A 19,757-nucleotide genomic window follows, 5' to 3' on the forward strand; every position below is an offset into this window, starting at 1 on the left:
GCATCTTTTTTTCAGGAGGAGCGATGTCTCAGGTTCAGAGTGGCATTTTGCCAGAACATTGCCGCGCGGCGATTTGGATTGAAGCCAACGTCAACGGGGACGTGGATGCCCTGCGTGCGGCCAGCAAAATTTTTATCGATAAACTGGCGACGTTTCAGGCGAGATTCCCGGATGCCCACCTTGGCGCGGTTGTCGCGTTTGGCAATAACGTCTGGCGCCAGCTGAGCGGCGGCGAAGGGGCGCAAGAGCTGAAAGATTTCATCCCTTACGGCAAAGGCCTGGCCCCGGCAACCCAGTACGACGTGCTGATCCATATCCTTTCCCTGCGTCATGACCTGAACTTTTCCGTGGCCCAGGCGGCGCTGGAGGCCTTTGGCGACAGCATCAAGGTGCAGGAAGAGGTGCACGGTTTCCGCTGGGTGGAAGAGCGCGATTTGAGCGGCTTCGTAGACGGAACCGAAAACCCGGCGGGTGAAGAGACGCGTCGCGACGTGGCGGTGATCAAAGACGGCGTGGATGCGGGCGGCAGCTACGTGTTCGTCCAGCGCTGGGAACATAACCTCAAGCAGCTTAACCGCATGAGCGTGCACGATCAGGAGATGATGATCGGCCGCACCAAGGACGCCAACGAAGAGATCGACGGCGACGTCCGTCCTGTGACCTCGCACCTGACTCGCGTAGACCTCAAGGAAGACGGCAAAGGGCTGAAGATTGTGCGCCAGAGCCTGCCGTACGGCACCGCCAGCGGCACGCACGGCCTTTACTTCTGTGCCTACTGCGCGCGCCTGTATAACATTGAACAGCAGCTGCTGAGCATGTTCGGCGACACCGACGGCAAGCGCGACGCCATGCTGCGCTTCACCAAACCGGTGACCGGCGGCTACTACTTTGCGCCGTCCGTGGAGCGCCTGCTCGCGCTGTAAACTGCTCCCCATACCCAGGCCGGGTAAGCGTTAGCGCCACCCGGCAATTTTCCCCGCAGCCTTATTCTCTTTTCTGCTTCTAAATCACCAAACGGTATATAAAACCGTTACTCCTTTCGTCCTCGTTATAAATATTATGACCATAAGATAGTCATCTCATTTATAAGGGTGCGTAATGGCCGCTTCTGTACTGAAAAAAGGTTCCCTGGCGCTGGCAGGTTTACTGCTGGTGGCACAGGCGCAGGCAACCGAGCTGCTGAACAGCTCGTATGATGTCTCCCGCGAGCTGTTTGCCGCCCTTAACCCGCCGTTTGAACAGCAGTGGGCCAAAGACAACAACGGTGACAAGCTGACCATTAAGCAGTCTCATGCCGGTTCGTCCAAGCAGGCGCTGGCGATCCTGCAGGGGCTGAAAGCGGACGTGGTGACGTATAACCAGGTAACGGATGTACAGATCCTGCACGACAAGGGCAAGCTGATCCCGGCGGACTGGCAGAGCCGCCTGCCGAACAACAGTTCGCCGTTCTACTCCACCATGGGCTTCCTGGTGCGCAAGGGCAACCCGAAAAATATCCACGACTGGAACGATCTCGTGCGTTCCGACGTGAAGCTTGTCTTCCCGAACCCAAAAACCTCCGGTAACGCGCGCTACACCTATCTGGCCGCGTGGGGCGCGGCGGACAAGGCGGACGGCAACGACAAAGCCAAAACCGAGCAGTTCATGACCCAGTTCCTGAAAAACGTCGAGGTGTTTGATACCGGCGGACGCGGAGCCACCACCACCTTTGCCGAGCGCGGCCTGGGTGACGTGCTGATAAGCTTCGAATCGGAAGTGAACAACATCCGCAAACAGTACGAGGCGCAGGGCTTCGAGGTGGTCATCCCGAAAACCAACATCCTGGCCGAGTTCCCGGTGGCGTGGGTGGATAAAAACGTGAAGGCCAACGGCACCGAGAAGGCGGCGAAGGCTTACCTGAACTATCTGTACAGCCCGCAGGCGCAGTCCATCATTACTGATTATTACTACCGCGTGAATAACCCGGACGTGATGAACACGCTGAAGGATAAATTCCCGCAGACCGAGTTGTTCCGCGTGGAAGATCATTTTGGCGCGTGGCCTGAGGTGATGAAGACGCACTTTGTCAGCGGCGGAGAGTTAGACAAACTGCTGGCGGCGGGGCGTAAGTAATGTTTGCAGGATCAACAAGACGCGTGCTGCCGGGCTTTACCCTGAGCCTCGGGACCAGCCTGCTGTTCGTCTGCCTGATTTTGCTGTTGCCGCTCAGCGCGCTGGTCATGCAACTCGCGCAGATGAGCTGGGCGCAGTACTGGGAGGTCATTACCAACCCGCAGGTGGTGGCGGCCTATAAGGTCACGCTGCTGTCGGCGTTTGTGGCCTCCATTTTTAACGGCGTGTTCGGCCTGCTGATGGCGTGGATCTTAACCCGCTACCGTTTCCCGGGCCGTACGCTGTTGGATGCGCTGATGGACCTGCCGTTTGCGCTGCCGACCGCGGTTGCAGGCTTAACGCTGGCGTCGCTGTTCTCCGTCAACGGGTTTTACGGCGAGTGGCTGGCGAAGTTTGATATCAAAGTGACCTATACCTGGCTTGGTATCGCAGTGGCGATGGCCTTCACCAGCATCCCGTTCGTGGTGCGTACCGTTCAGCCGGTGCTGGAAGAGTTAGGCCCGGAGTATGAAGAGGCGGCAGAAACGCTGGGCGCTACGCGCTGGCAGAGCTTTCGCAAGGTGGTGCTGCCGGAGCTGTCTCCGGCGCTGCTGGCGGGCGTGGCGCTGTCGTTTACCCGCAGCCTCGGTGAGTTCGGCGCGGTGATTTTCATCGCCGGGAATATCGCGTGGAAAACGGAAGTGACCTCGCTGATGATTTTTGTGCGTTTGCAGGAGTTTGATTATCCGGCGGCCAGTGCGATTGCCTCGGTGATCCTCGCCGCGTCGCTGCTGCTGCTGTTCTCGATTAACACTCTGCAAAGTCGCTTTGGTCGACGCGTGGTAGGTCACTGATGGCGGAAGTTACTCAATTGAAGCGCTATGACGCGCCCCGTATCAACTGGGGCAAATGGTTTCTGATTGGCACGGGCGTGCTGGTGTCGGCGTTTATTCTCGTCGTGCCGATGGTCTACATCTTTGTACAGGCGTTCAGCAAAGGGCTGATGCCTGCGCTGGAAAACCTGGCGAACCCGGATATGCTCCACGCCATCTGGCTGACCGTGCTGATTGCGCTGATCACCGTGCCGGTGAATCTGGTGTTCGGTACGTTGCTGGCCTGGCTGGTGACGCGCTTTAACTTCCCAGGCCGCCAGCTTTTACTGACCCTGCTGGATATCCCCTTTGCGGTTTCGCCGGTGGTGGCGGGCCTGGTTTACCTGCTGTTCTACGGCTCCAACGGCCCGCTGGGCGGCTGGCTGGACGAGCATAACCTGCAAATCATGTTCGCCTGGCCGGGCATGGTGCTGGTGACGGTTTTTGTCACCTGTCCGTTTGTGGTGCGCGAACTGGTTCCGGTGATGCTAAGCCAGGGCAGCCATGAAGACGAAGCGGCGGTGCTGCTGGGCGCCTCCGGCTGGCAGATGTTCCGTCGCGTCACGCTGCCGAATATCCGCTGGGCACTGCTCTATGGCGTGGTGCTGACCAACGCCCGCGCGATTGGCGAATTTGGTGCGGTGTCGGTGGTGTCCGGCTCGATCCGCGGCGAAACCCTGTCGCTGCCGTTACAGATTGAATTACTGGAACAGGACTACAACACCGTCGGTTCCTTTACTGCCGCAGCGTTGCTGACGCTGATGGCGATTTTGACCCTGTTTTTGAAGAGTGTGGTGCAGTGGCGTTTAGAGAATCAGGAAAAACGTCAGCATCAGGAGGGAAATCATGAGCATTGAGATTGCCAATATTAAGAAGTCTTTTGGTCGCACCCAGGTGCTGAATGATATCTCGCTGGATATCCCTTCCGGACAAATGGTCGCGCTGCTGGGGCCGTCTGGTTCCGGTAAAACCACGCTGCTGCGCATCATCGCCGGGCTTGAGCACCAGACCAGCGGACACATCCGCTTCCACGGTACCGACGTGAGCCGCCTGCATGCCCGCGACCGTAAGGTGGGCTTTGTGTTCCAGCACTACGCGCTGTTCCGCCACATGACCGTATTCGACAACATCGCCTTTGGCCTGACCGTGCTGCCGCGTCGCGAGCGTCCCAGTGCGGCAGCCATCAAAGCGAAAGTGACCAAACTGCTGGAGATGGTGCAGCTCGCCCATCTGGCGGATCGTTTTCCCGCCCAGCTTTCCGGCGGTCAGAAACAGCGTGTCGCCCTGGCGCGCGCGCTGGCCGTTGAGCCGCAGATCCTGCTGCTGGACGAACCGTTCGGCGCGCTGGACGCGCAGGTGCGAAAAGAGCTACGCCGCTGGCTGCGTCAGCTGCACGAAGAGCTGAAGTTTACCAGCGTCTTCGTGACCCACGATCAGGAAGAGGCGATGGAAGTCGCGGACCGCGTGGTGGTGATGAGCCAGGGGAACATTGAGCAGGTAGACGAGCCGGAACAACTCTGGCGCGAGCCGTCCACCCGCTTCGTGCTCGAATTCATGGGGGAAGTGAACCGCCTGCAGGGCACCATTCGCGGCGGCCAGTTCCATGTCGGCGCGCACCGCTGGCCGCTGGGCTACACCTCCGCCCATCAGGGGCCGGTGGATCTGTTCTTGCGTCCGTGGGAAGTGGACGTCAGCCGTCGTACCAGCCTGGATTCACCGCTGCCGGTGCAGGTTCTTGAGGCTAGCCCTAAAGGGCACTACACCCAACTGGTGGTACAACCGCTGGGCTGGTACACCGAGCCGCTGACCGTGGTGATGCGTGATGACGTGCCGCCGCACCGGGGTGAACGCCTGTTTGTGGGCCTGCAGCATGCCCGTATTTATCATGGCAACGAGCGCATTGAGACGCGCGAGGATATTGCTCTGGCGGAGTCGGCCTGATAGGTTAGGATTACGTAGTTTTGCCGGGTGGCGCTGCGCTTACCCGGCCTACAATATGACGTCTGTAGGCCCGGATCGCTGCGCGCCACCGGGCTTTTTATTGGACAGCGATCATGAATACATTAGAACACACCATCGGCAATACCCCTCTGGTCAAACTACAGCGCCTGGGGCCTGACAATGGCAGCGAAATCTGGGTCAAACTTGAAGGCAATAACCCCGCTGGATCGGTAAAAGATCGGGCGGCGCTGTCGATGATAGTCGAGGCCGAAAAACGCGGTGAAATTAAGCCCGGCGACGTATTGATTGAGGCAACCAGCGGCAACACGGGCATTGCGCTGGCGATGATTGCTGCGCTCAAAGGTTACCGGATGAAGCTTTTGATGCCGGACAACATGAGCCAGGAGCGCCGTGCGGCAATGCGTGCCTACGGCGCAGAGCTGATTCTGGTCACCAAAGAGCAGGGGATGGAAGGGGCGCGCGACCTGGCGTTAGAGATGGCCGGGCGCGGCGAAGGCAAGCTGCTCGACCAGTTCAACAATCCCGATAACCCGTACGCTCACTACACCACCACCGGGCCAGAAATCTGGCAGCAAACCGGGGGGCGCATCAGCCACTTTGTCTCCAGCATGGGCACAACCGGCACCATTACCGGCGTGTCGCGTTTTCTGAGTGAGCAGGAAAAAGCGGTCACCATCGTCGGCCTGCAGCCGGAAGAGGGAAGCAGCATCCCCGGCATTCGCCGCTGGCCCGCAGAGTACATGCCGGGCATTTTTAATGCGCAGCTGGTGGACCTGGTGCTGGATATTCGCCAGCGCGAGGCGGAGAATACCATGCGTGAGCTGGCCGTGCGTGAAGGTATCTTCTGCGGCGTCAGTTCGGGCGGCGCGGTAGCCGGTGCGATCCGGGTAGCGCAGGACAATCCGGGCGCGGTGGTGGTGGCGATAATCTGCGATCGCGGGGATCGTTATCTGTCTACCGGCGTCTTTGGTGAAGAGAGTTATTCGCAGGGGGCGGGGATTTAAGCGTCATGGAGATGATTTTATTCCGGGATAAAACCCGGGCGCAGCAAACCGACATTGTTGCCGTGCAGTCGCAGGTGGTTTACGGCAGCGTGGGTAACAGCATTGCGGTGCCGAATATCAGGACCCATCAACTGAACGTTACGGCGGTGCCAACGGTGCTGTTCAGCAATACACCCCATTACGATACGTTTTACGGCGGGGTGATCCCGGACGAGTGGTTTAGCGGCTATCTGAAGGCGCTGGAAGAGCGCGAGATTTTGCGCGAGCTGAAAGCCGTGACCACGGGCTATATGGGTAGCGCCAGCCAGATTGCGCTGCTGTCTCACTGGCTGAAAGCGATCAAAGTTAAGCATCCCGACCTGCTGGTGCTGGTTGACCCGGTTATCGGGGACATCGACAGCGGCATGTACGTGAAGCCCGATATCCCGGAAGCCTACCGCCAGCATCTGCTGCCGCTGGCGCAGGGGATTACGCCTAACGTCTTTGAACTCGAGGTGCTCAGCGGCAAACCGTGCCGCACGCCTGAAAGCGCCATCGCGGCGGCTCAGGGGTTGCTCTCAGACACGCTGAAATGGGTAGCCATCACCAGCGCGCCCGTTGCTGACGCCCCGGAAAACATCCATGTGGTGCTGGTCACCCGGGAAGGCGTTACCGTGAGCGCGCACCCACGCGTGAAGACGGACCTGAAAGGCACCGGCGATCTGTTCTGCTCTGAGCTGGTGAGCGGTATCGTTGAAGGAAAGAGCGTTGCAGAGGCGATTCGCAGGGCGGGGGACCGCGTCACGGAGGTGATGATGTTCACGCATGAAAAAGGCTATGACGAGCTTATTCTTCCTGCATAAACAAAAATGGCGCCCGAAGGCGCCATTTTTCTGTGCGGCAAGAATTACTTCTTGATGCGGATAACCGGGGTTTCACCCACGGTCACGCTGCCAGACAGTTTGATCAGTTCTTTGATTTCATCCATGTTGGAGATAACAACCGGCGTCAGGGTAGACTTGGCTTTTTCTTCCAGCAGTGGCAGATCGAATTCAATCACCGGGTCGCCAACTTTAACGCGCTGGCCTTCTTCTGCGATACGTTTGAAGCCTTCGCCTTTCAGTTCAACGGTGTCGATACCGAAGTGAACGAACAGTTCGATACCGCTATCAGATTCGATAGAGAACGCATGGTTGGTTTCAAAAATTTTACCGATGGTGCCGTCAACTGGAGCAACCATTTTGTTGCCAGTTGGTTTGATAGCAATGCCATCACCAACGATTTTCTCAGCAAACACTACGTCCGGCACGTCTTCGATGTTGACGATCTCGCCGGAGAGCGGAGCAACAATCTCAATAGTTCCGGAGTCTTTCTTGTCATCAGAAACCAGAGATTTCAGTTTATCGAACAAACCCATGATCTTCTCCTAAGCAGTAATTGGGCCGCATCTCGTGGATTAGCAGATTGTTTTTTCTTCAATGAACTTGTTAACCAGCGTCATTAACTCGTCCGTTGTCGGTTGAGCAAGAGCCTGCTCTGCTAATACCTTCGCATCTTCGAAGTTCGTGTTACGGATAATCTTCTTAATGCGAGGGATGGAAATGGCGCTCATAGAGAATTCGTCCAGACCCATACCCAGCAACAGAAGTGTAGCACGTTCGTCGCCTGCAAGCTCACCGCACATGCCAGTCCATTTACCTTCTGCATGAGAAGCATCAATAACTTGCTTAATAAGCGTCAGTACGGACGGTGACATTGGCTGGTAGAGATGTGAAATCATATCATTACCACGGTCAACTGCCAGGGTGTACTGCGTTAAATCATTGGTACCGATACTAAAGAAATCAACTTCTTTGGCTAAATGACGCGCAATGGTCGCCGCCGCTGGTGTTTCCACCATCACGCCGATCTCAATTGACTCGTCAAAGGCTTTGCCTTCGTCGCGCAGCTCCTGTTTGTAGATTTCGATCTCTTTTTTCAGTGCACGCACTTCTTCAACAGAGATGATCATCGGGAACATAATGCGCAGCTTACCGAACGCAGAGGCACGCAGGATAGCGCGAACCTGGTCACGCAGGATCTCTTTACGATCCATGGCGATACGAACCGCACGCCAGCCCAGGAACGGGTTCTCTTCTTTCGGGAAGTTCATGTACGGCAGCTCTTTGTCGCCACCGATGTCCATGGTACGTACGATAACCGCCTGAGAGCCACAGGCTTCAGCCACCGCTTTGTAAGCAGCGAACTGCTCTTCTTCGGTTGGCAGCGCGTCGCGGTCCATGAACAGGAATTCAGTACGATACAGACCGACACCTTCCGCGCCGTTGCGCTCAGCGCCGTCGACGTCGCGGACGGTACCGATGTTAGCGCACACTTCAACCTGATGACCGTCCAGCGTAATGGCTGGCAGATCTTTCAGCTTAGCGAGTTCCGCTTTCTCGGTAGCAACCTGCTCCTGAACGGTGCGCAGCTGCTCGATCACGTCGTTGGTTGGGTTGACGTAAACCACATTGTTTACGGCATCCAGAATCAAATAGTCGTCGTTTTTCACCTGAGAGGTGACGCTACCGGTACCCACAATGGCAGGCAGTTCCAGTGAACGCGCCATGATAGAGGTGTGGGAGGTACGTCCACCCGCATCGGTGATGAAACCCAGCACCTTGTTCAGGTTCAGCTGTGCGGTTTCAGACGGGGTCAGATCGGCGGCAACCAGGATAACTTCGTCCTGAATCGCGCTCAGATCGATAATGGCCAGACCCAGGATGTTGCGCAGCAGGCGCTTACCGATGTCACGTACGTCCGCCGCACGCTCTTTCAGGTATTCATCATCCAGTTCTTCCAGGGCAGTTGCCTGACCTTCGATAACTTCATGCGCAGCTGCATCAGCCGTCATGCCTTTATCTTTAATCAGGGCTATGATTTCCTGCTCCAGCTCCTCATCTTCGAGCAGCATGATGTGCCCTTCGAAGATGGCTTCTTTTTCTTCACCGAAAGTTTCACCAGCTTTAGTTTTGATCGCTTCCAGTTGCGCAGATGCCTTGGCACGACCGCTCAGAAAACGTTCAACTTCCTGATCAACCTTGTCGGCAGAAATTTTTTTCCGGTCGATGACGATCTCGTCTTCTTTCAGCAGCAGTGCTTTGCCGAAAGCGATACCCGGGGATGCTAAAATGCCTGAAATCATAACCCTACCTTACTTGTGACTGATATATAAAAGAACCCGTAAACTTACTCGAGCTCAGCCATCAGTTTTACCAGATGCTCAACTGCTTTCTGCTCATCTTCGCCTTCTGCGGAGATGGTCACAACGGTACCCTGAGTCAGGCCCAGAGTTTGCAGTTTGAACAGGCTTTTTGCGCTGGCGCTTTTGCCGTTGGAAGTCACAGTGATTTCAGAAGTGAAGCCTTTCGCTTCTTTAACAAACTGAGCAGCAGGGCGGGTATGCAGACCGTTCGGAGCGGTAATGGTAACTTCTTGCTGGAACATTGTATTTCCCCAACTTATAGGTTTAGTGTTGTGGAACTAAAGTCTAGCCTGGCGACTTAACTTTAGCCTGTATTGTTAGCGCTGACGTTTCTACCGTCATTAAACATTATGCAGTGAAAGCAAGACTTGAACCAAATCATAAAATCGATTCAGCAAGGCGATTTCGTTGAATGATTAATTTCGCGCTTCAAAATAATTGCTGGTTTAAATACCAGACCAGACGGGGTGAATCAATGCCAGGAGGGGTAAAACTTTGAAGCAGACCACAAAAAAGCACCCGAAAAGGTGCTTTTTTACGCGTTTTTAACATGCTGGCATTACTGTTGCAGCTCTTTTTCAGTAAAGAGATCGGCAAACAGGGCAGTACTTAAGTAACGCTCACCCGAGGAGGGCAGGATAACCACAATATTCTTATTGGTAAAGGTTTCATCTTCCTGAAGCTTGAGTGCCGCCGCGACGGCTGCACCTGAAGAGATACCGGCCAGAATGCCTTCTTCGTCCATCAGACGACGTGCGGTGGAGATCGCCTCTTCGTTGGTAATAGCGACAACCTTGTCGATCAGCTTCAGATCCAGGTTACCCGGAATGAAGCCTGCGCCAATGCCCTGGATTTTATGCGGGCCTGGTTTCAGCTCTTCACCCGCCAGCGCCTGAGCAATTACTGGAGAGTCGGTTGGCTCCACGGCCACGGTGATTAAATCTTTTTTGCCTTTGGTGCCTTTAATATAGCGCGATACGCCCGTCAGGGTGCCGCCGGTACCCACGCCGGAAATGAAAACATCAACCTGGCCGTCGGTATCTTCCCAGATTTCCGGGCCGGTGGTTTTCTCATGAATCTCCGGGTTTGCCGGGTTGCTGAACTGCTGCAGCAACAGGTATTTGGCCGGGTCGCTCGCCACAATCTCTTCGGCTTTCTGGATGGCCCCTTTCATGCCTTTCGCGCCTTCGGTCAGCACCAGGTTTGCACCTAGCGCTTTCAGCAGCTTGCGACGTTCAATACTCATGGTTTCAGGCATGGTCAGCGTCAGCTTATAGCCGCGCGCGGCTGCCACGTAAGCCAGAGCAATACCGGTGTTGCCGCTGGTAGGCTCAACCAGCTCAACGCCAGGCTTCAGCACGCCACGTTTTTCGGCATCCCAAATCATGTTTGCACCGATACGGCATTTCACGCTGAAGCTCGGGTTACGAGATTCGACCTTCGCCAGGATGCGTCCATTACCGATACGGTTCAGTCGAACCAGGGGCGTATGACCGATAGTCAGCGAGTTGTCTTCATAAATCTTACTCATGGCCTGTCCTTAACTGTATGAAATTGGGATACCGACCCAGCATACCTGTAGTACAGGTAGGGGGAAGTAAGGAATTCGCATATCTATATGCTGCAAGGAAATAATGGGGATCAGTATGGAATAAGGGAGAGCATAAGCTACTCCCTCTTTACACATTTTTGCATTATTTCCATAACGCGTGCTTAGCACGGTAGCAGTCCACCCACATTGCGGTGGCACCGCACACAGCGACCGGCATGATGAACAGATTCAGGAACGGGATCATGGTGAACAGGCTGGTCAGCGCGCCGAACTGCATGTTGGCCACCTTCTGCGTTCGCAGGGCGGTGCGCATCTCTTTGAACGGCACCTTATGGTTATCGAAGGGGTAGTCGCAGTACTGGATGGCGAGCATCCACGCGCTGAACAGGAACCACAGCACCGGGGCCACCGTCTGCCCGATGCCCGGCACGAAATAGAGAATGAGCAGGACAATCGCGCGCGGCAGGTACCATGCAAACTTTTGCCACTCGCGCTTCATGATGCGCGGCACATCTTTCATGATGCCCAGTACGCCCGTGTCCGGCGGTGTCGCACCGGTCAGTCGCGCTTCCAGCTGTTCCGCCAGCAGGCCGTTAAACGGCGCGGCGATCCAGTTGGCAATCGTTGAGAAGAAATAGCCAAACACCAGCAGCACGGACACAACCGCAACCGGCCACAGCAGATAGTTCAGCCACTGTAGCCAGTCCGGCACGTAGCTCATCAGTGAGGGGATCCAGCTTTCCAGCTTCGTGAACAGCCACCAGAACGCGCCGCCCATCAGCAGGATGTTGATCAGCAGTGGCAGAATAACAAAGCGGCGAATACCCGGCAGGGAGACCAGTTTCCAGCCCTGAGAGAAATACCACACGCCGCTGCGGGGCGTTGAAGACGATGTTGAAACCATAACCAGGCTGTACTCCTTTTTACACAACCAGTGAAATTGCCCGCCTATATTATCCAGTTGCGGGCCAATGACCAGTTCGGAAATGTTCGAAAAAACAGCAAAAAGCACGTTTTAGCGCATCTTTATGCTGTGAATGCTCTGCATACACTTGCACTTGACGTAAACGGCAAATACTCTTAGTGAGTAAATGTTTGCCGTGGTGGCAAGGTGTTAGAACAACAGAGAATATAATGATGCAGGATTTGCGTCTGATATTAATCATTGTTGGCGCGATCGCCATAATCGCTTTACTGGTCCATGGTTTCTGGACCAGCCGTAAAGAGCGCTCTTCTATGTTTCGCGATCGCCCACTGAAGCGCATGAAGTCCAGTCGTGAAGACGATGACGGTGAAGACGACATCGTAGGAAGCGACGACGACGGCGTGGGTGAAGTTCGTGTTCATCGGGTCAATACTGCGCCCGGCGTAGCGCATGGGGAGCATGACGCCCCTCGTCCTGCGCAGCACCAGTATCAACCGCCGTATGCCTCTGCCCAGCCGCGCCAGCCCGCGCAGCCGCCTGTTCAGGAGCCGGTGCGTCAACCGCAACAGCCTGTTCAGCAGCAGCCTGCCGCGCCACAACCGGTGCAGCAGCAACCTGTTCACCAGCCTGCGCAGCAACCGGTACAACAACCGCAGCCGCAGCCGATGCAACAGCCGCAGCCGATGCAACAACCGCAACCGCAGCCTGAACCCGTGCAGCCCGCTCCGGCGCCGCTCGTTGAGCCAGAGCCCGTTGTTGAGCCAGAGCCGGTCGTTGAAAAACCGCAGCGTAAGGAAACGGTCATCATCATGAACGTGGCCGCGCATCACGGTAGCCACCTCAACGGTGACGTGCTGCTTAACAGCATTCAACAGGCAGGCTTCAAGTTTGGCGATATGAACATCTTCCATCGCCACCTTAGCCCGGACGGTAGCGGCCCGGCGCTGTTTAGCCTCGCCAATATGGTGAATCCTGGCACCTTTGATCCTGAAATGACCGGGGATTTCGTGACGCCGGGGATCACCATCTTTATGCAGGTACCGTCCTACGGTGACGAGCTGCAAAACTTTAAGCTGATGCTGCAGTCTGCCCAGCACATTGCCGACGAAGTGGGCGGTGTGGTGCTTGACGATCAGCGTCGGATGATGACGCCGCAAAAACTGCGCGAGTATCAGGACCGCATCCGCGACGTTAAGGAAGCGAACGCGTAATACACGCGCTCACTTCACCACCTCCTCAACCCCCGCATGTCGGGGGTTTTTTCTCATTGATGGTGCGATATGGACTCAATCGAACAACAATTCACTGAACTGCGAACCACGCTTCGCCATCATGAATATCTCTATCACGTTATGGACGCGCCGGAAGTGCCGGATGCGGAGTATGACCGCCTGATGCGTGAGCTGCGTGAATTAGAAGCGCAGCATCCCGAGCTCATTACCCCGGACTCCCCAACGCAGCGCGTCGGTGCAGAGCCGCTGGGTGCATTCAGTCAGGTGCGTCATGAAGTGCCTATGCTGTCGCTGGATAACGTCTTTGATGAAGAGAGTTTTCTGGCATTCAACAAGCGCGTGCAGGATCGGCTTAAAAGCAGCGATGCGCTGACCTGGTGCTGCGAGCTGAAGCTGGACGGCCTGGCCGTCAGCATTCTGTATGAAAACGGCGTACTGGTGCGCGCGGCGACCCGCGGCGACGGCACCACGGGTGAGGATATCACCACGAACGTTCGCACTATTCGCGCCATCCCGCTGAAGCTGCACGGCGATAACATTCCTGCGCGTCTTGAAGTGCGCGGGGAAGTGTTCCTGCCACAGGCGGGCTTTGAAAAGATTAACGAAGAGGCGCGTCGGACCGGCGGCAAAGTGTTTGCTAACCCGCGTAATGCGGCGGCGGGCTCCTTACGCCAGCTTGATCCGCGTATCACCGCGAAGCGACCGCTGACGTTCTTCTGCTACGGCGTGGGTATTCTGGAGGGCGGTGAACTGCCTGATACGCATCTGGGCCGTTTGCTGCAGTTTAAGGCCTGGGGGCTGCCGGTAAGCAACCGCGTGCAGCTCTGTGATTCCCCTGAGGCCGTGCTGGCGTTCTACCACAAGGTGGAAGAAGATCGTCCGACCCTGGGCTTTGACATCGACGGCGTGGTGATTAAGGTCAACTCGCTGGCGTTACAGGAGCAGTTAGGCTTTGTCGCACGCGCGCCGCGTTGGGCGGTGGCCTTTAAATTCCCGGCGCAGGAGCAGATGACCTTTGTTCGCGACGTGGAGTTTCAGGTCGGGCGCACCGGGGCGATCACGCCGGTGGCGCGTCTTGAGCCGGTGCAGGTGGCTGGCGTGCTCGTCAGCAATGCGACGCTGCACAATGCCGATGAAATTGCGCGCCTGGGGCTGCGCATTGGCGACAAGGTGGTGATTCGCCGTGCGGGTGATGTGATCCCGCAGGTGGTGAACGTCGTGGAGTCAGAACGCCCGGACGATACCCGTGCAATTGAGTTCCCGTCACATTGCCCGGTATGCGGTTCGGACGTTGAACGCGTTGAAGGTGAGGCCGTAACGCGCTGCACCGGCGGCTTGATCTGCGGGGCCCAGCGCAAAGAGTCGCTGAAGCACTTCGTTTCACGTCGCGCCATGGACGTCGACGGCATGGGCGACAAAATCATCGATCAGCTGGTGGAAAAAGAGTACGTCCATACGCCAGCCGATCTGTTTAAGCTGACGGCGGGTAAACTGACCGGTCTTGATCGCATGGGGCCGAAGTCGGCGCAAAATGTGGTGAACGCCCTCGAAACCGCCAAAAAGACGACCTTTGCCCGTTTCCTTTATGCGCTGGGTATTCGTGAAGTGGGCGAAGCTACGGCCGCTGGTCTGGCCGCGTATTTTGGTACCCTGGAGGCGCTGGAGAAAGCCAGTATCGACGAACTGCAAAAAGTCCCGGACGTCGGAATTGTGGTCGCGACGCATGTCTTTAACTTCTTTGCTGAAGAGAGCAACCGCGAGGTTATCGGCAAACTGCTGGCCGAGGGGATCAGCTGGCCTGCGCCGGTTGTGGTGAATGCCGAGGAAATAGACAGCCCGTTCGCCGGTAAAACGGTGGTCCTGACAGGGAGCCTGAGCCAGCTTTCACGTGATGATGCTAAAGCGCGTCTGGTGGCGTTGGGCGCAAAAGTGGCGGGCAGCGTATCGAAGAAAACCGACCTGGTGATCGCCGGGGAAGCCGCCGGTTCGAAGCTTGCTAAAGCGCAGGAGCTGGGCATTGAGGTAATCGACGAGGCGGAAATGCTGCGCCTGTTGGGAGAATAACGTGGAGAAAGAGCAGCTTATCGACATCGCCAACACGGAGATGCCGTTCGGCAAGTATAAAGGCCGCAGGCTGATTGATTTGCCGGAAGAGTATTTGCTGTGGTTTGCCCGTAAGGATGAGTTTCCCGCCGGAAGACTGGGTGAACTTATGGCTATCACGTTACTGGTTAAAACCGAGGGGCTGACACAGCTGGTTCAGCCCCTGAAACGCCCTTAAGCTTTCGCGGCGCGGGTCTCTTCCTGCGCCTGCTTTTCTGCCTGACGCTTGTAGCGACGCGCCAGCACCGCGCAGACCATCAGCTGTATCTGATGGAAAATCATCAGTGGCAGCACCATCATCCCTATCATCGAGGTTGGAAAAAGAATGTTGGCCATCGGGATACCGTTCGCCAGGCTCTTTTTCGATCCGCAGAAGACAATGGTAATTTCATCGGCTTTGTTGAAGCCGCATTTGCGTGCCACAAACACATTCACCGCAATGACTATCGCCAGCAGAACAATGCTTACCACCACGATGAAGAGCAGCGAGCCAGCACCGACTTTATGCCAGATGCCATTGACCACGGCTTCACTGAAGGCGGAGTAGACCACCAGCAGGATTGACGTCTGATCGGTTTTTGAAATCCACTTTTTGTGCTTCGTAACGAAGTTCGCCGTCCACGGACGGGAGAGATGCCCAAGCACAAACGGCAGGAGCAGCTGCAGACAGATCTTCCCGACCTGCTCCAGGTTACCTTCCGCGCCATGCATGTTCATCAGCAGCCCGACCAGCAGCGGCGAGACAAAAATGCCCAACAGGCTGGAGGCGGAAGCCGAACACACCGCCGCCGCAACGTTACCACCAGCCAGCGACGTAAACGCAATTGCGGACTGCACGGTAGCGGGCAAAATGCACAGATACAGGAAGCCGGTATAGAGCGCCGGGTCGACGTTAACCGGTGCCCACCAGGCAAAGAGGACGCCGAGAACGGGGAAGAGAATGAAGGTGCTGCACATCACCCACAGGTGCAATCGCCAGTGACTGCCGCCTGCGATGATCGCTTCACGCGACAGTTTTGCACCGTGCATAAAGAACAGCAGGGCGATGGCCGCCGTGGTCAGCCCTTCAAAAAAGGGAACGAATCCGCCGCGTGCCGGAAAGAACGAGGCCAGCAGAACGGTGACGATGAGGGTAAGCGTAAAAGGATCAAGGATACGAAAGAGTTTCATAATGACTCCTGAATGCAGATATGGCTATTGTGCTTTTTTCGATTTGAGAAATAAAATTGATTTATTGCATCCATATATGAATAAAACAGATGAATTACTCACTCCGCCAGCTACGCATTTTTGTCACCGTTGCCCATGCCCGAAGTTTTAGCCGGGCAGGGGAGATGATTGGGTTAAGCCAGTCCGCCGTTAGCCACAGCGTTAAAGAGCTGGAAAACCAGACCGGCGTGAAGCTGCTTGACCGCACCACGCGCGAAGTCGTGCTTACCGAGGCTGGGCTACAGTTGGCGACGCGGCTGGAGCGGCTGCTGGATGAATTGAACAGCACATTGCGGGATGTGGGGCGGCTCGGACAGCAGCTTTCGGGCACCGTGCGGGTGGCGGCGAGCCAGACCATCTCTGCTCACCTCATTCCGCAATGTATTGCCGAGAGCAATCGACGCTACCCGGACATAGATTTTGTTCTTCACGACCGTCCGCAGCAGTGGGTGCTTGAGAGCATACGTCAGGGGGAGGTGGATTTCGGTATCGTTATCGATCCGGGGCAGGTGAGCGATCTAGAGACGGAAATTGTGCTTTCAGAGCCTTTCCTGCTGCTGTGCCGCGACGACGATCCGCTGGCTCTGCTGCCGCATGTTGACTGGATGGCGCTGCAGGGTGCGAACCTGGTTTTGCAGGACTACGCCTCGGGAAGCCGTCCGCTGATCGATGCCGCGCTTGTTGCGCAGGGCGTGCAGGCGGAGATCGTGCAGGAGATTGGGCATCCTGCCACGCTATTTCCGATGGTGGAGGCGGGAATTGGCATCAGCGTGCTACCGGCGCTGGCCTTGCCCCTGCCGCAGGGTAGCCGTCTGGCGGTGAAGCGACTGGTTCCCTGTATTGAACGTCAGCTGATGCTGGTGCGTCGTAAAAACCGCTCGTTGTCGGGCGCGGCACAGGCTGTCTGGGAAGGGGTGCGCATTCAGGCCCGGAAGCTAACCGAGGCTCGCACGCGCGACCCGCTGTTCCACGCGCCGGAACGTCAGATATAGATGTCAATCTGACGATCGTCTGAAGGAATATTTACCCCTTCAGCGCGGGCCTGCTTCTGCTCATGTTTTTGCTGCGCCTCTTCGGCCTGCTGACGCTGAAGCTGCGCCAGCTGGGTCTGCAGCATCTTGAGCTGCATCTGAATCATCTCCTGCTCTTTTTTCTTATCTTCTACACTGCCGCTGCCGTTAGGGATCTCTTTTAACTGCTGCGTCAGTTTGACAATTTTGGCTGTGATGCGGCTAATCTGGGCCGCGATATCGTTACCGCCTGAACCGCTGCTTCCGCTGCTGCTGGTTTGCAGAGAGGGGGTTGATGTCTGAATGGTTGTCATGCTTTTTCCTCGCGCCATAAAACAGAGATATCGGCAAAAAAAGGATTAGCTTGAGGGAAATTGCTATACGGCGGAGAGGGTTAGGGGAGCTCTGATCGCCTCAATGCGTTCGGCTCGAACCTGCTGCAGGTTCGAATCATTCAAATTGCAGATAGCAAAAAGGCGCCTTTAGGGCGCCTTTTTACATTGGTGGGTCGTGCAGGATTCGAACCTGCGACCAATTGATTAAAAGTCAACTGCTCTACCAACTGAGCTAACGACCCGAAATGGTGGGCGATGACGGGCTCGAACCGCCGACCCCCTCCGTGTAAAGGAGATGCTCTACCAACTGAGCTAATCGCCCATTTCGGAACTGCTGCGATAAGGTGAGAATGGTGGGCGATGACGGGCTCGAACCGCCGACCCCCTCCGTGTAAAGGAGATGCTCTACCAACTGAGCTAATCGCCCAATCTCAATTCTTATCTACACTGCGAGCCTACCGAAGTAGATGGTGGGTGATGACGGGCTCGAACCGCCGACCCCCTCCGTGTAAAGGAGATGCTCTACCAACTGAGCTAATCACCCCCGCTGTGTGGAGTCGCATTATAGGGAGAGTTGAAAATGAGTCAACGCCTTTTCTAAAGTTTTTATTCGTTCGTCGTAAATTTAAACAAAGCGATCGCAAAATGGGCTGTGGAGCTTGAATTCTAAACAAAAACAGTAAACTCGAACCTGATGCAGGGATCGACATTGAGGAATCGCCCTACAGTGATAGAATATTGCCCATTGTTTTTTCCCCCGGGATTCGCCGGATGCCGGCACCTTTATAACGTAAGGCCAATTCATGAAAATCAAAACCCGCTTCGCGCCAAGCCCGACAGGCTATCTGCACGTCGGTGGCGCACGTACCGCGCTCTATTCCTGGCTTTTTGCACGCCATAACAAGGGCGAGTTCGTACTGCGTATTGAAGACACCGATCTCGAACGCTCCACGCCGGAAGCAATCGAAGCCATTATGGATGGGATGAACTGGCTGAATCTGGAGTGGGATGAAGGCCCGTATTTCCAGACCAAACGCTTTGACCGTTATAACGCGGTCATCGACGAGATGCTCGTGGCGGGCACGGCCTATAAATGCTACTGCTCCAAAGAACGTCTGGATGCGCTGCGCGAAGAGCAGATGGCCAATGGCGAAAAACCACGTTATGACGGCCGCTGCCGTCACGACCATAGCGAACACGCTGCCGACGAGCCGTGCGTGGTGCGTTTTGCTAACCCGCAGGACGGCTCTGTTATCTTTGATGACCAGATCCGCGGGCCGATTGAATTCAGCAACCAGGAGCTGGACGACCTGATCATCCGCCGTACGGATGGCTCCCCGACCTATAACTTCTGCGTTGTGGTTGACGACTGGGATATGGAAATCACCCATGTCATTCGTGGTGAAGACCATATCAACAACACTCCACGCCAGATCAACATCCTCAAAGCGCTGAATGCCCCTGTGCCTGTGTATGCGCACGTCTCCATGATTAATGGTGATGACGGTAAAAAGCTCTCCAAACGCCATGGCGCGGTGAGCGTTATGCAGTACCGCGATGATGGCTATCTGCCAGAAGCGCTGCTGAACTATCTGGTGCGTCTGGGCTGGGCAAGTGGTGACCAGGAGATCTTCAGCCGTGAAGAGATGATCGAGCTGTTCTCGCTTAACTCCGTGAGCAAGTCTGCCAGCGCGTTCAACACGGACAAACTGCTGTGGCTGAACCATCACTACATCAACACCATGCCGCCAGAATATGTGGCAACGTACCTGCAGTGGCATATTGAGCAGGCGAACATCGATACCCGTACCGGCCCTGAGCTGGCGGATCTGGTCAAGCTGCTGGGCGAGCGCTGCAAAACCCTCAAAGAGATCGCGGAAAGCTGCCGCTATTTCTATGAAGAGTTTGACGAGTTCGATGCCGACGCGGCGAAGAAACACCTGCGCCCGGTTGCTCGCCAGCCGCTGGAAGTGGTACGTGACAAACTGGCTGCCATCACCGACTGGACGGCTGAGAATGTCCATCACGCGATTCAGGCAACCGCCGATGAGCTGGAAGTCGGCATGGGTAAAGTCGGTATGCCACTGCGCGTTGCGGTAACCGGTGCGGGCCAGTCTCCTGCGCTGGATGTCACCGTCCACGCTATCGGTAAATCACGCAGCGTCGCGCGTATTAACAAAGCGCTGGGCTTTATTGCAGAGCGTGAAAGCCAGCAGTAATTAAGCTTTGGCTAAAAAAA

19 protein-coding genes and 4 tRNA genes are annotated in these 19,757 nt (G+C 56.1%); 12 read left to right on the forward strand and 11 right to left on the reverse strand.

Annotation, left to right across the window (positions count from 1 at the left end):
- Nucleotides 1–23 precede the first annotated feature (23 nt).
- From ACWKX3_RS00630 to pdxK, 7 genes are all read left to right on the forward strand, one after another.
- A complete protein-coding gene (locus ACWKX3_RS00630) occupies nt 24–923 on the forward strand; it encodes a Dyp-type peroxidase (RefSeq protein WP_454541118.1) in 900 nt (299 codons plus the stop codon).
- A 175-nt stretch (nt 924–1,098) separates the two neighbouring features.
- Nucleotides 1,099–2,112 (forward strand): sulfate ABC transporter substrate-binding protein, encoded by a 1,014-nt coding sequence (locus ACWKX3_RS00635; protein ID WP_454541119.1) that lies wholly within the window; start codon nt 1,099–1,101, stop codon nt 2,110–2,112.
- Nucleotides 2,112–2,945 (forward strand): sulfate/thiosulfate ABC transporter permease CysT, encoded by an 834-nt coding sequence (gene cysT, locus ACWKX3_RS00640; protein ID WP_006176608.1) that lies wholly within the window; start codon nt 2,112–2,114, stop codon nt 2,943–2,945. The genes ACWKX3_RS00635 and cysT overlap by 1 nt, the downstream gene beginning before the upstream one ends.
- Nucleotides 2,945–3,820, forward strand: coding sequence for a sulfate/thiosulfate ABC transporter permease CysW (gene cysW, locus ACWKX3_RS00645; RefSeq protein WP_006176607.1), 876 nt, complete (start codon nt 2,945–2,947; stop codon nt 3,818–3,820). Before cysT ends, cysW begins: the two co-directional genes overlap by 1 nt.
- Nucleotides 3,810–4,904: a sulfate/thiosulfate ABC transporter ATP-binding protein CysA gene (gene cysA, locus ACWKX3_RS00650; RefSeq protein ID WP_088207973.1), complete on the forward strand. Its 1,095-nt coding sequence runs from the start codon at nt 3,810–3,812 to the stop codon at nt 4,902–4,904. Before cysW ends, cysA begins: the two co-directional genes overlap by 11 nt.
- Nucleotides 4,905–5,017: 113 nt before the next feature.
- A complete protein-coding gene (gene cysM / locus ACWKX3_RS00655; protein ID WP_454541120.1) occupies nt 5,018–5,929 on the forward strand; it encodes a cysteine synthase CysM in 912 nt (303 codons plus the stop codon).
- A 5-nt stretch (nt 5,930–5,934) separates the two neighbouring features.
- Nucleotides 5,935–6,771: a pyridoxine/pyridoxal/pyridoxamine kinase gene (gene pdxK, locus ACWKX3_RS00660; RefSeq protein WP_454541121.1), complete on the forward strand. Its 837-nt coding sequence runs from the start codon at nt 5,935–5,937 to the stop codon at nt 6,769–6,771.
- Nucleotides 6,772–6,815: 44 nt separating this feature from the next.
- Here the strand turns inward: pdxK and crr are convergent, their stop codons facing one another.
- From crr to cysZ, 5 genes are all read right to left on the reverse strand, one after another.
- On the reverse strand, nt 6,816–7,325 hold the full coding sequence (gene crr / locus ACWKX3_RS00665; protein ID WP_003861316.1) for a PTS glucose transporter subunit IIA: 510 nt from the start codon (nt 7,323–7,325) through the stop codon (nt 6,816–6,818).
- 39 nt (nt 7,326–7,364) lie between these two features.
- Nucleotides 7,365–9,092, reverse strand: a complete 1,728-nt coding sequence (ptsI, locus tag ACWKX3_RS00670) for a phosphoenolpyruvate-protein phosphotransferase PtsI (protein ID WP_006176603.1) — start codon at nt 9,090–9,092, stop codon at nt 7,365–7,367.
- A gap of 44 nt (nt 9,093–9,136) precedes the next feature.
- Nucleotides 9,137–9,394 carry a phosphocarrier protein Hpr gene (gene ptsH / locus ACWKX3_RS00675; protein WP_000487600.1) on the reverse strand — a complete coding sequence of 86 codons (258 nt, stop codon included), beginning with the start codon at nt 9,392–9,394 and terminating at the stop codon, nt 9,137–9,139.
- Between the two features lie 317 nt (nt 9,395–9,711).
- Complete coding sequence (gene cysK, locus ACWKX3_RS00680) at nt 9,712–10,683, reverse strand: cysteine synthase A (protein WP_006176601.1); 972 nt, start codon at nt 10,681–10,683, stop codon at nt 9,712–9,714.
- 163 nt (nt 10,684–10,846) lie between these two features.
- Nucleotides 10,847–11,608, reverse strand: a complete 762-nt coding sequence (gene cysZ, locus ACWKX3_RS00685; RefSeq protein ID WP_042320621.1) for a sulfate transporter CysZ — start codon at nt 11,606–11,608, stop codon at nt 10,847–10,849.
- A 230-nt stretch (nt 11,609–11,838) separates the two neighbouring features.
- On the opposite strand from cysZ, the gene zipA reads away from it, so the two are divergent.
- From zipA to ACWKX3_RS00700, 3 genes are all read left to right on the forward strand, one after another.
- Nucleotides 11,839–12,840 (forward strand): cell division protein ZipA, encoded by a 1,002-nt coding sequence (gene zipA, locus ACWKX3_RS00690; protein ID WP_454541122.1) that lies wholly within the window; start codon nt 11,839–11,841, stop codon nt 12,838–12,840.
- A gap of 69 nt (nt 12,841–12,909) precedes the next feature.
- A complete protein-coding gene (ligA, locus tag ACWKX3_RS00695) occupies nt 12,910–14,925 on the forward strand; it encodes an NAD-dependent DNA ligase LigA (protein ID WP_454541123.1) in 2,016 nt (671 codons plus the stop codon).
- A gap of 1 nt (nt 14,926) precedes the next feature.
- Complete coding sequence (locus ACWKX3_RS00700) at nt 14,927–15,142, forward strand: DUF3820 family protein (RefSeq protein WP_006176597.1); 216 nt, start codon at nt 14,927–14,929, stop codon at nt 15,140–15,142.
- Here ACWKX3_RS00700 and ACWKX3_RS00705 read toward each other — a convergent pair.
- On the reverse strand, nt 15,139–16,134 hold the full coding sequence (locus ACWKX3_RS00705; RefSeq protein WP_058610269.1) for a bile acid:sodium symporter family protein: 996 nt from the start codon (nt 16,132–16,134) through the stop codon (nt 15,139–15,141). The genes ACWKX3_RS00700 and ACWKX3_RS00705 overlap by 4 nt on opposite strands.
- Before the next feature lie 89 nt (nt 16,135–16,223).
- Between ACWKX3_RS00705 and ACWKX3_RS00710 the strand changes: the two genes are divergently transcribed.
- Nucleotides 16,224–17,165 carry a LysR family transcriptional regulator gene (locus tag ACWKX3_RS00710; protein ID WP_454541124.1) on the forward strand — a complete coding sequence of 314 codons (942 nt, stop codon included), beginning with the start codon at nt 16,224–16,226 and terminating at the stop codon, nt 17,163–17,165.
- Here the strand turns inward: ACWKX3_RS00710 and ACWKX3_RS00715 are convergent.
- The 5 genes from ACWKX3_RS00715 to ACWKX3_RS00735 all read right to left on the reverse strand — a co-directional run bounded on the left by ACWKX3_RS00715 (nt 17,156) and on the right by ACWKX3_RS00735 (nt 18,062).
- Complete coding sequence (locus ACWKX3_RS00715; RefSeq protein ID WP_042320366.1) at nt 17,156–17,497, reverse strand: FlxA-like family protein; 342 nt, start codon at nt 17,495–17,497, stop codon at nt 17,156–17,158. The two genes, ACWKX3_RS00710 and ACWKX3_RS00715, sit on opposite strands and share 10 nt — an antisense overlap.
- A 187-nt stretch (nt 17,498–17,684) precedes the next feature.
- A tRNA-Lys gene (locus tag ACWKX3_RS00720) sits at nt 17,685–17,760 on the reverse strand.
- Nucleotides 17,761–17,764: 4 nt separating this feature from the next.
- Nucleotides 17,765–17,840: transfer RNA gene (locus ACWKX3_RS00725), tRNA-Val, on the reverse strand.
- 29 nt (nt 17,841–17,869) lie between these two features.
- A tRNA-Val gene (locus tag ACWKX3_RS00730) sits at nt 17,870–17,945 on the reverse strand.
- Nucleotides 17,946–17,986: 41 nt separating this feature from the next.
- A tRNA-Val gene (locus tag ACWKX3_RS00735) sits at nt 17,987–18,062 on the reverse strand.
- A gap of 259 nt (nt 18,063–18,321) precedes the next feature.
- On the opposite strand from ACWKX3_RS00735, the gene gltX reads away from it, so the two are divergent.
- Nucleotides 18,322–19,737 carry a glutamate--tRNA ligase gene (gltX, locus tag ACWKX3_RS00740; protein WP_006176592.1) on the forward strand — a complete coding sequence of 472 codons (1,416 nt, stop codon included), beginning with the start codon at nt 18,322–18,324 and terminating at the stop codon, nt 19,735–19,737.
- Nucleotides 19,738–19,757 lie beyond the last annotated feature (20 nt).

The sequence above is a fragment of the Enterobacter sp. UPMP2052 genome (assembly GCF_053709675.1).

Bases quoted from the DNA above. Each gene is read 5' to 3' on its own strand.
- ACWKX3_RS00630 (WP_454541118.1), top strand. From the start codon at position 24: ATGTCTCAGGTTCAGAGTGGCATTTTGCCAGAACATTGCCGCGCGGCG.
- ACWKX3_RS00635 (WP_454541119.1), top strand. From the start codon at position 1,099: ATGGCCGCTTCTGTACTGAAAAAAGGTTCCCTGGCGCTGGCAGGTTTA.
- cysT (WP_006176608.1), top strand. From the start codon at position 2,112: ATGTTTGCAGGATCAACAAGACGCGTGCTGCCGGGCTTTACCCTGAGC.
- cysW (WP_006176607.1), top strand. From the start codon at position 2,945: ATGGCGGAAGTTACTCAATTGAAGCGCTATGACGCGCCCCGTATCAAC.
- cysA (WP_088207973.1), top strand. From the start codon at position 3,810: ATGAGCATTGAGATTGCCAATATTAAGAAGTCTTTTGGTCGCACCCAG.
- cysM (WP_454541120.1), top strand. From the start codon at position 5,018: ATGAATACATTAGAACACACCATCGGCAATACCCCTCTGGTCAAACTA.
- pdxK (WP_454541121.1), top strand. From the start codon at position 5,935: ATGGAGATGATTTTATTCCGGGATAAAACCCGGGCGCAGCAAACCGAC.
- crr (WP_003861316.1), bottom strand. From the start codon at position 7,325: ATGGGTTTGTTCGATAAACTGAAATCTCTGGTTTCTGATGACAAGAAA.
- ptsI (WP_006176603.1), bottom strand. From the start codon at position 9,092: ATGATTTCAGGCATTTTAGCATCCCCGGGTATCGCTTTCGGCAAAGCA.
- ptsH (WP_000487600.1), bottom strand. From the start codon at position 9,394: ATGTTCCAGCAAGAAGTTACCATTACCGCTCCGAACGGTCTGCATACC.
- cysK (WP_006176601.1), bottom strand. From the start codon at position 10,683: ATGAGTAAGATTTATGAAGACAACTCGCTGACTATCGGTCATACGCCC.
- cysZ (WP_042320621.1), bottom strand. From the start codon at position 11,608: ATGGTTTCAACATCGTCTTCAACGCCCCGCAGCGGCGTGTGGTATTTC.
- zipA (WP_454541122.1), top strand. From the start codon at position 11,839: ATGATGCAGGATTTGCGTCTGATATTAATCATTGTTGGCGCGATCGCC.
- ligA (WP_454541123.1), top strand. From the start codon at position 12,910: ATGGACTCAATCGAACAACAATTCACTGAACTGCGAACCACGCTTCGC.
- ACWKX3_RS00705 (WP_058610269.1), bottom strand. From the start codon at position 16,134: ATGAAACTCTTTCGTATCCTTGATCCTTTTACGCTTACCCTCATCGTC.
- ACWKX3_RS00710 (WP_454541124.1), top strand. From the start codon at position 16,224: ATGAATTACTCACTCCGCCAGCTACGCATTTTTGTCACCGTTGCCCAT.
- ACWKX3_RS00715 (WP_042320366.1), bottom strand. From the start codon at position 17,497: ATGACAACCATTCAGACATCAACCCCCTCTCTGCAAACCAGCAGCAGC.
- gltX (WP_006176592.1), top strand. From the start codon at position 18,322: ATGAAAATCAAAACCCGCTTCGCGCCAAGCCCGACAGGCTATCTGCAC.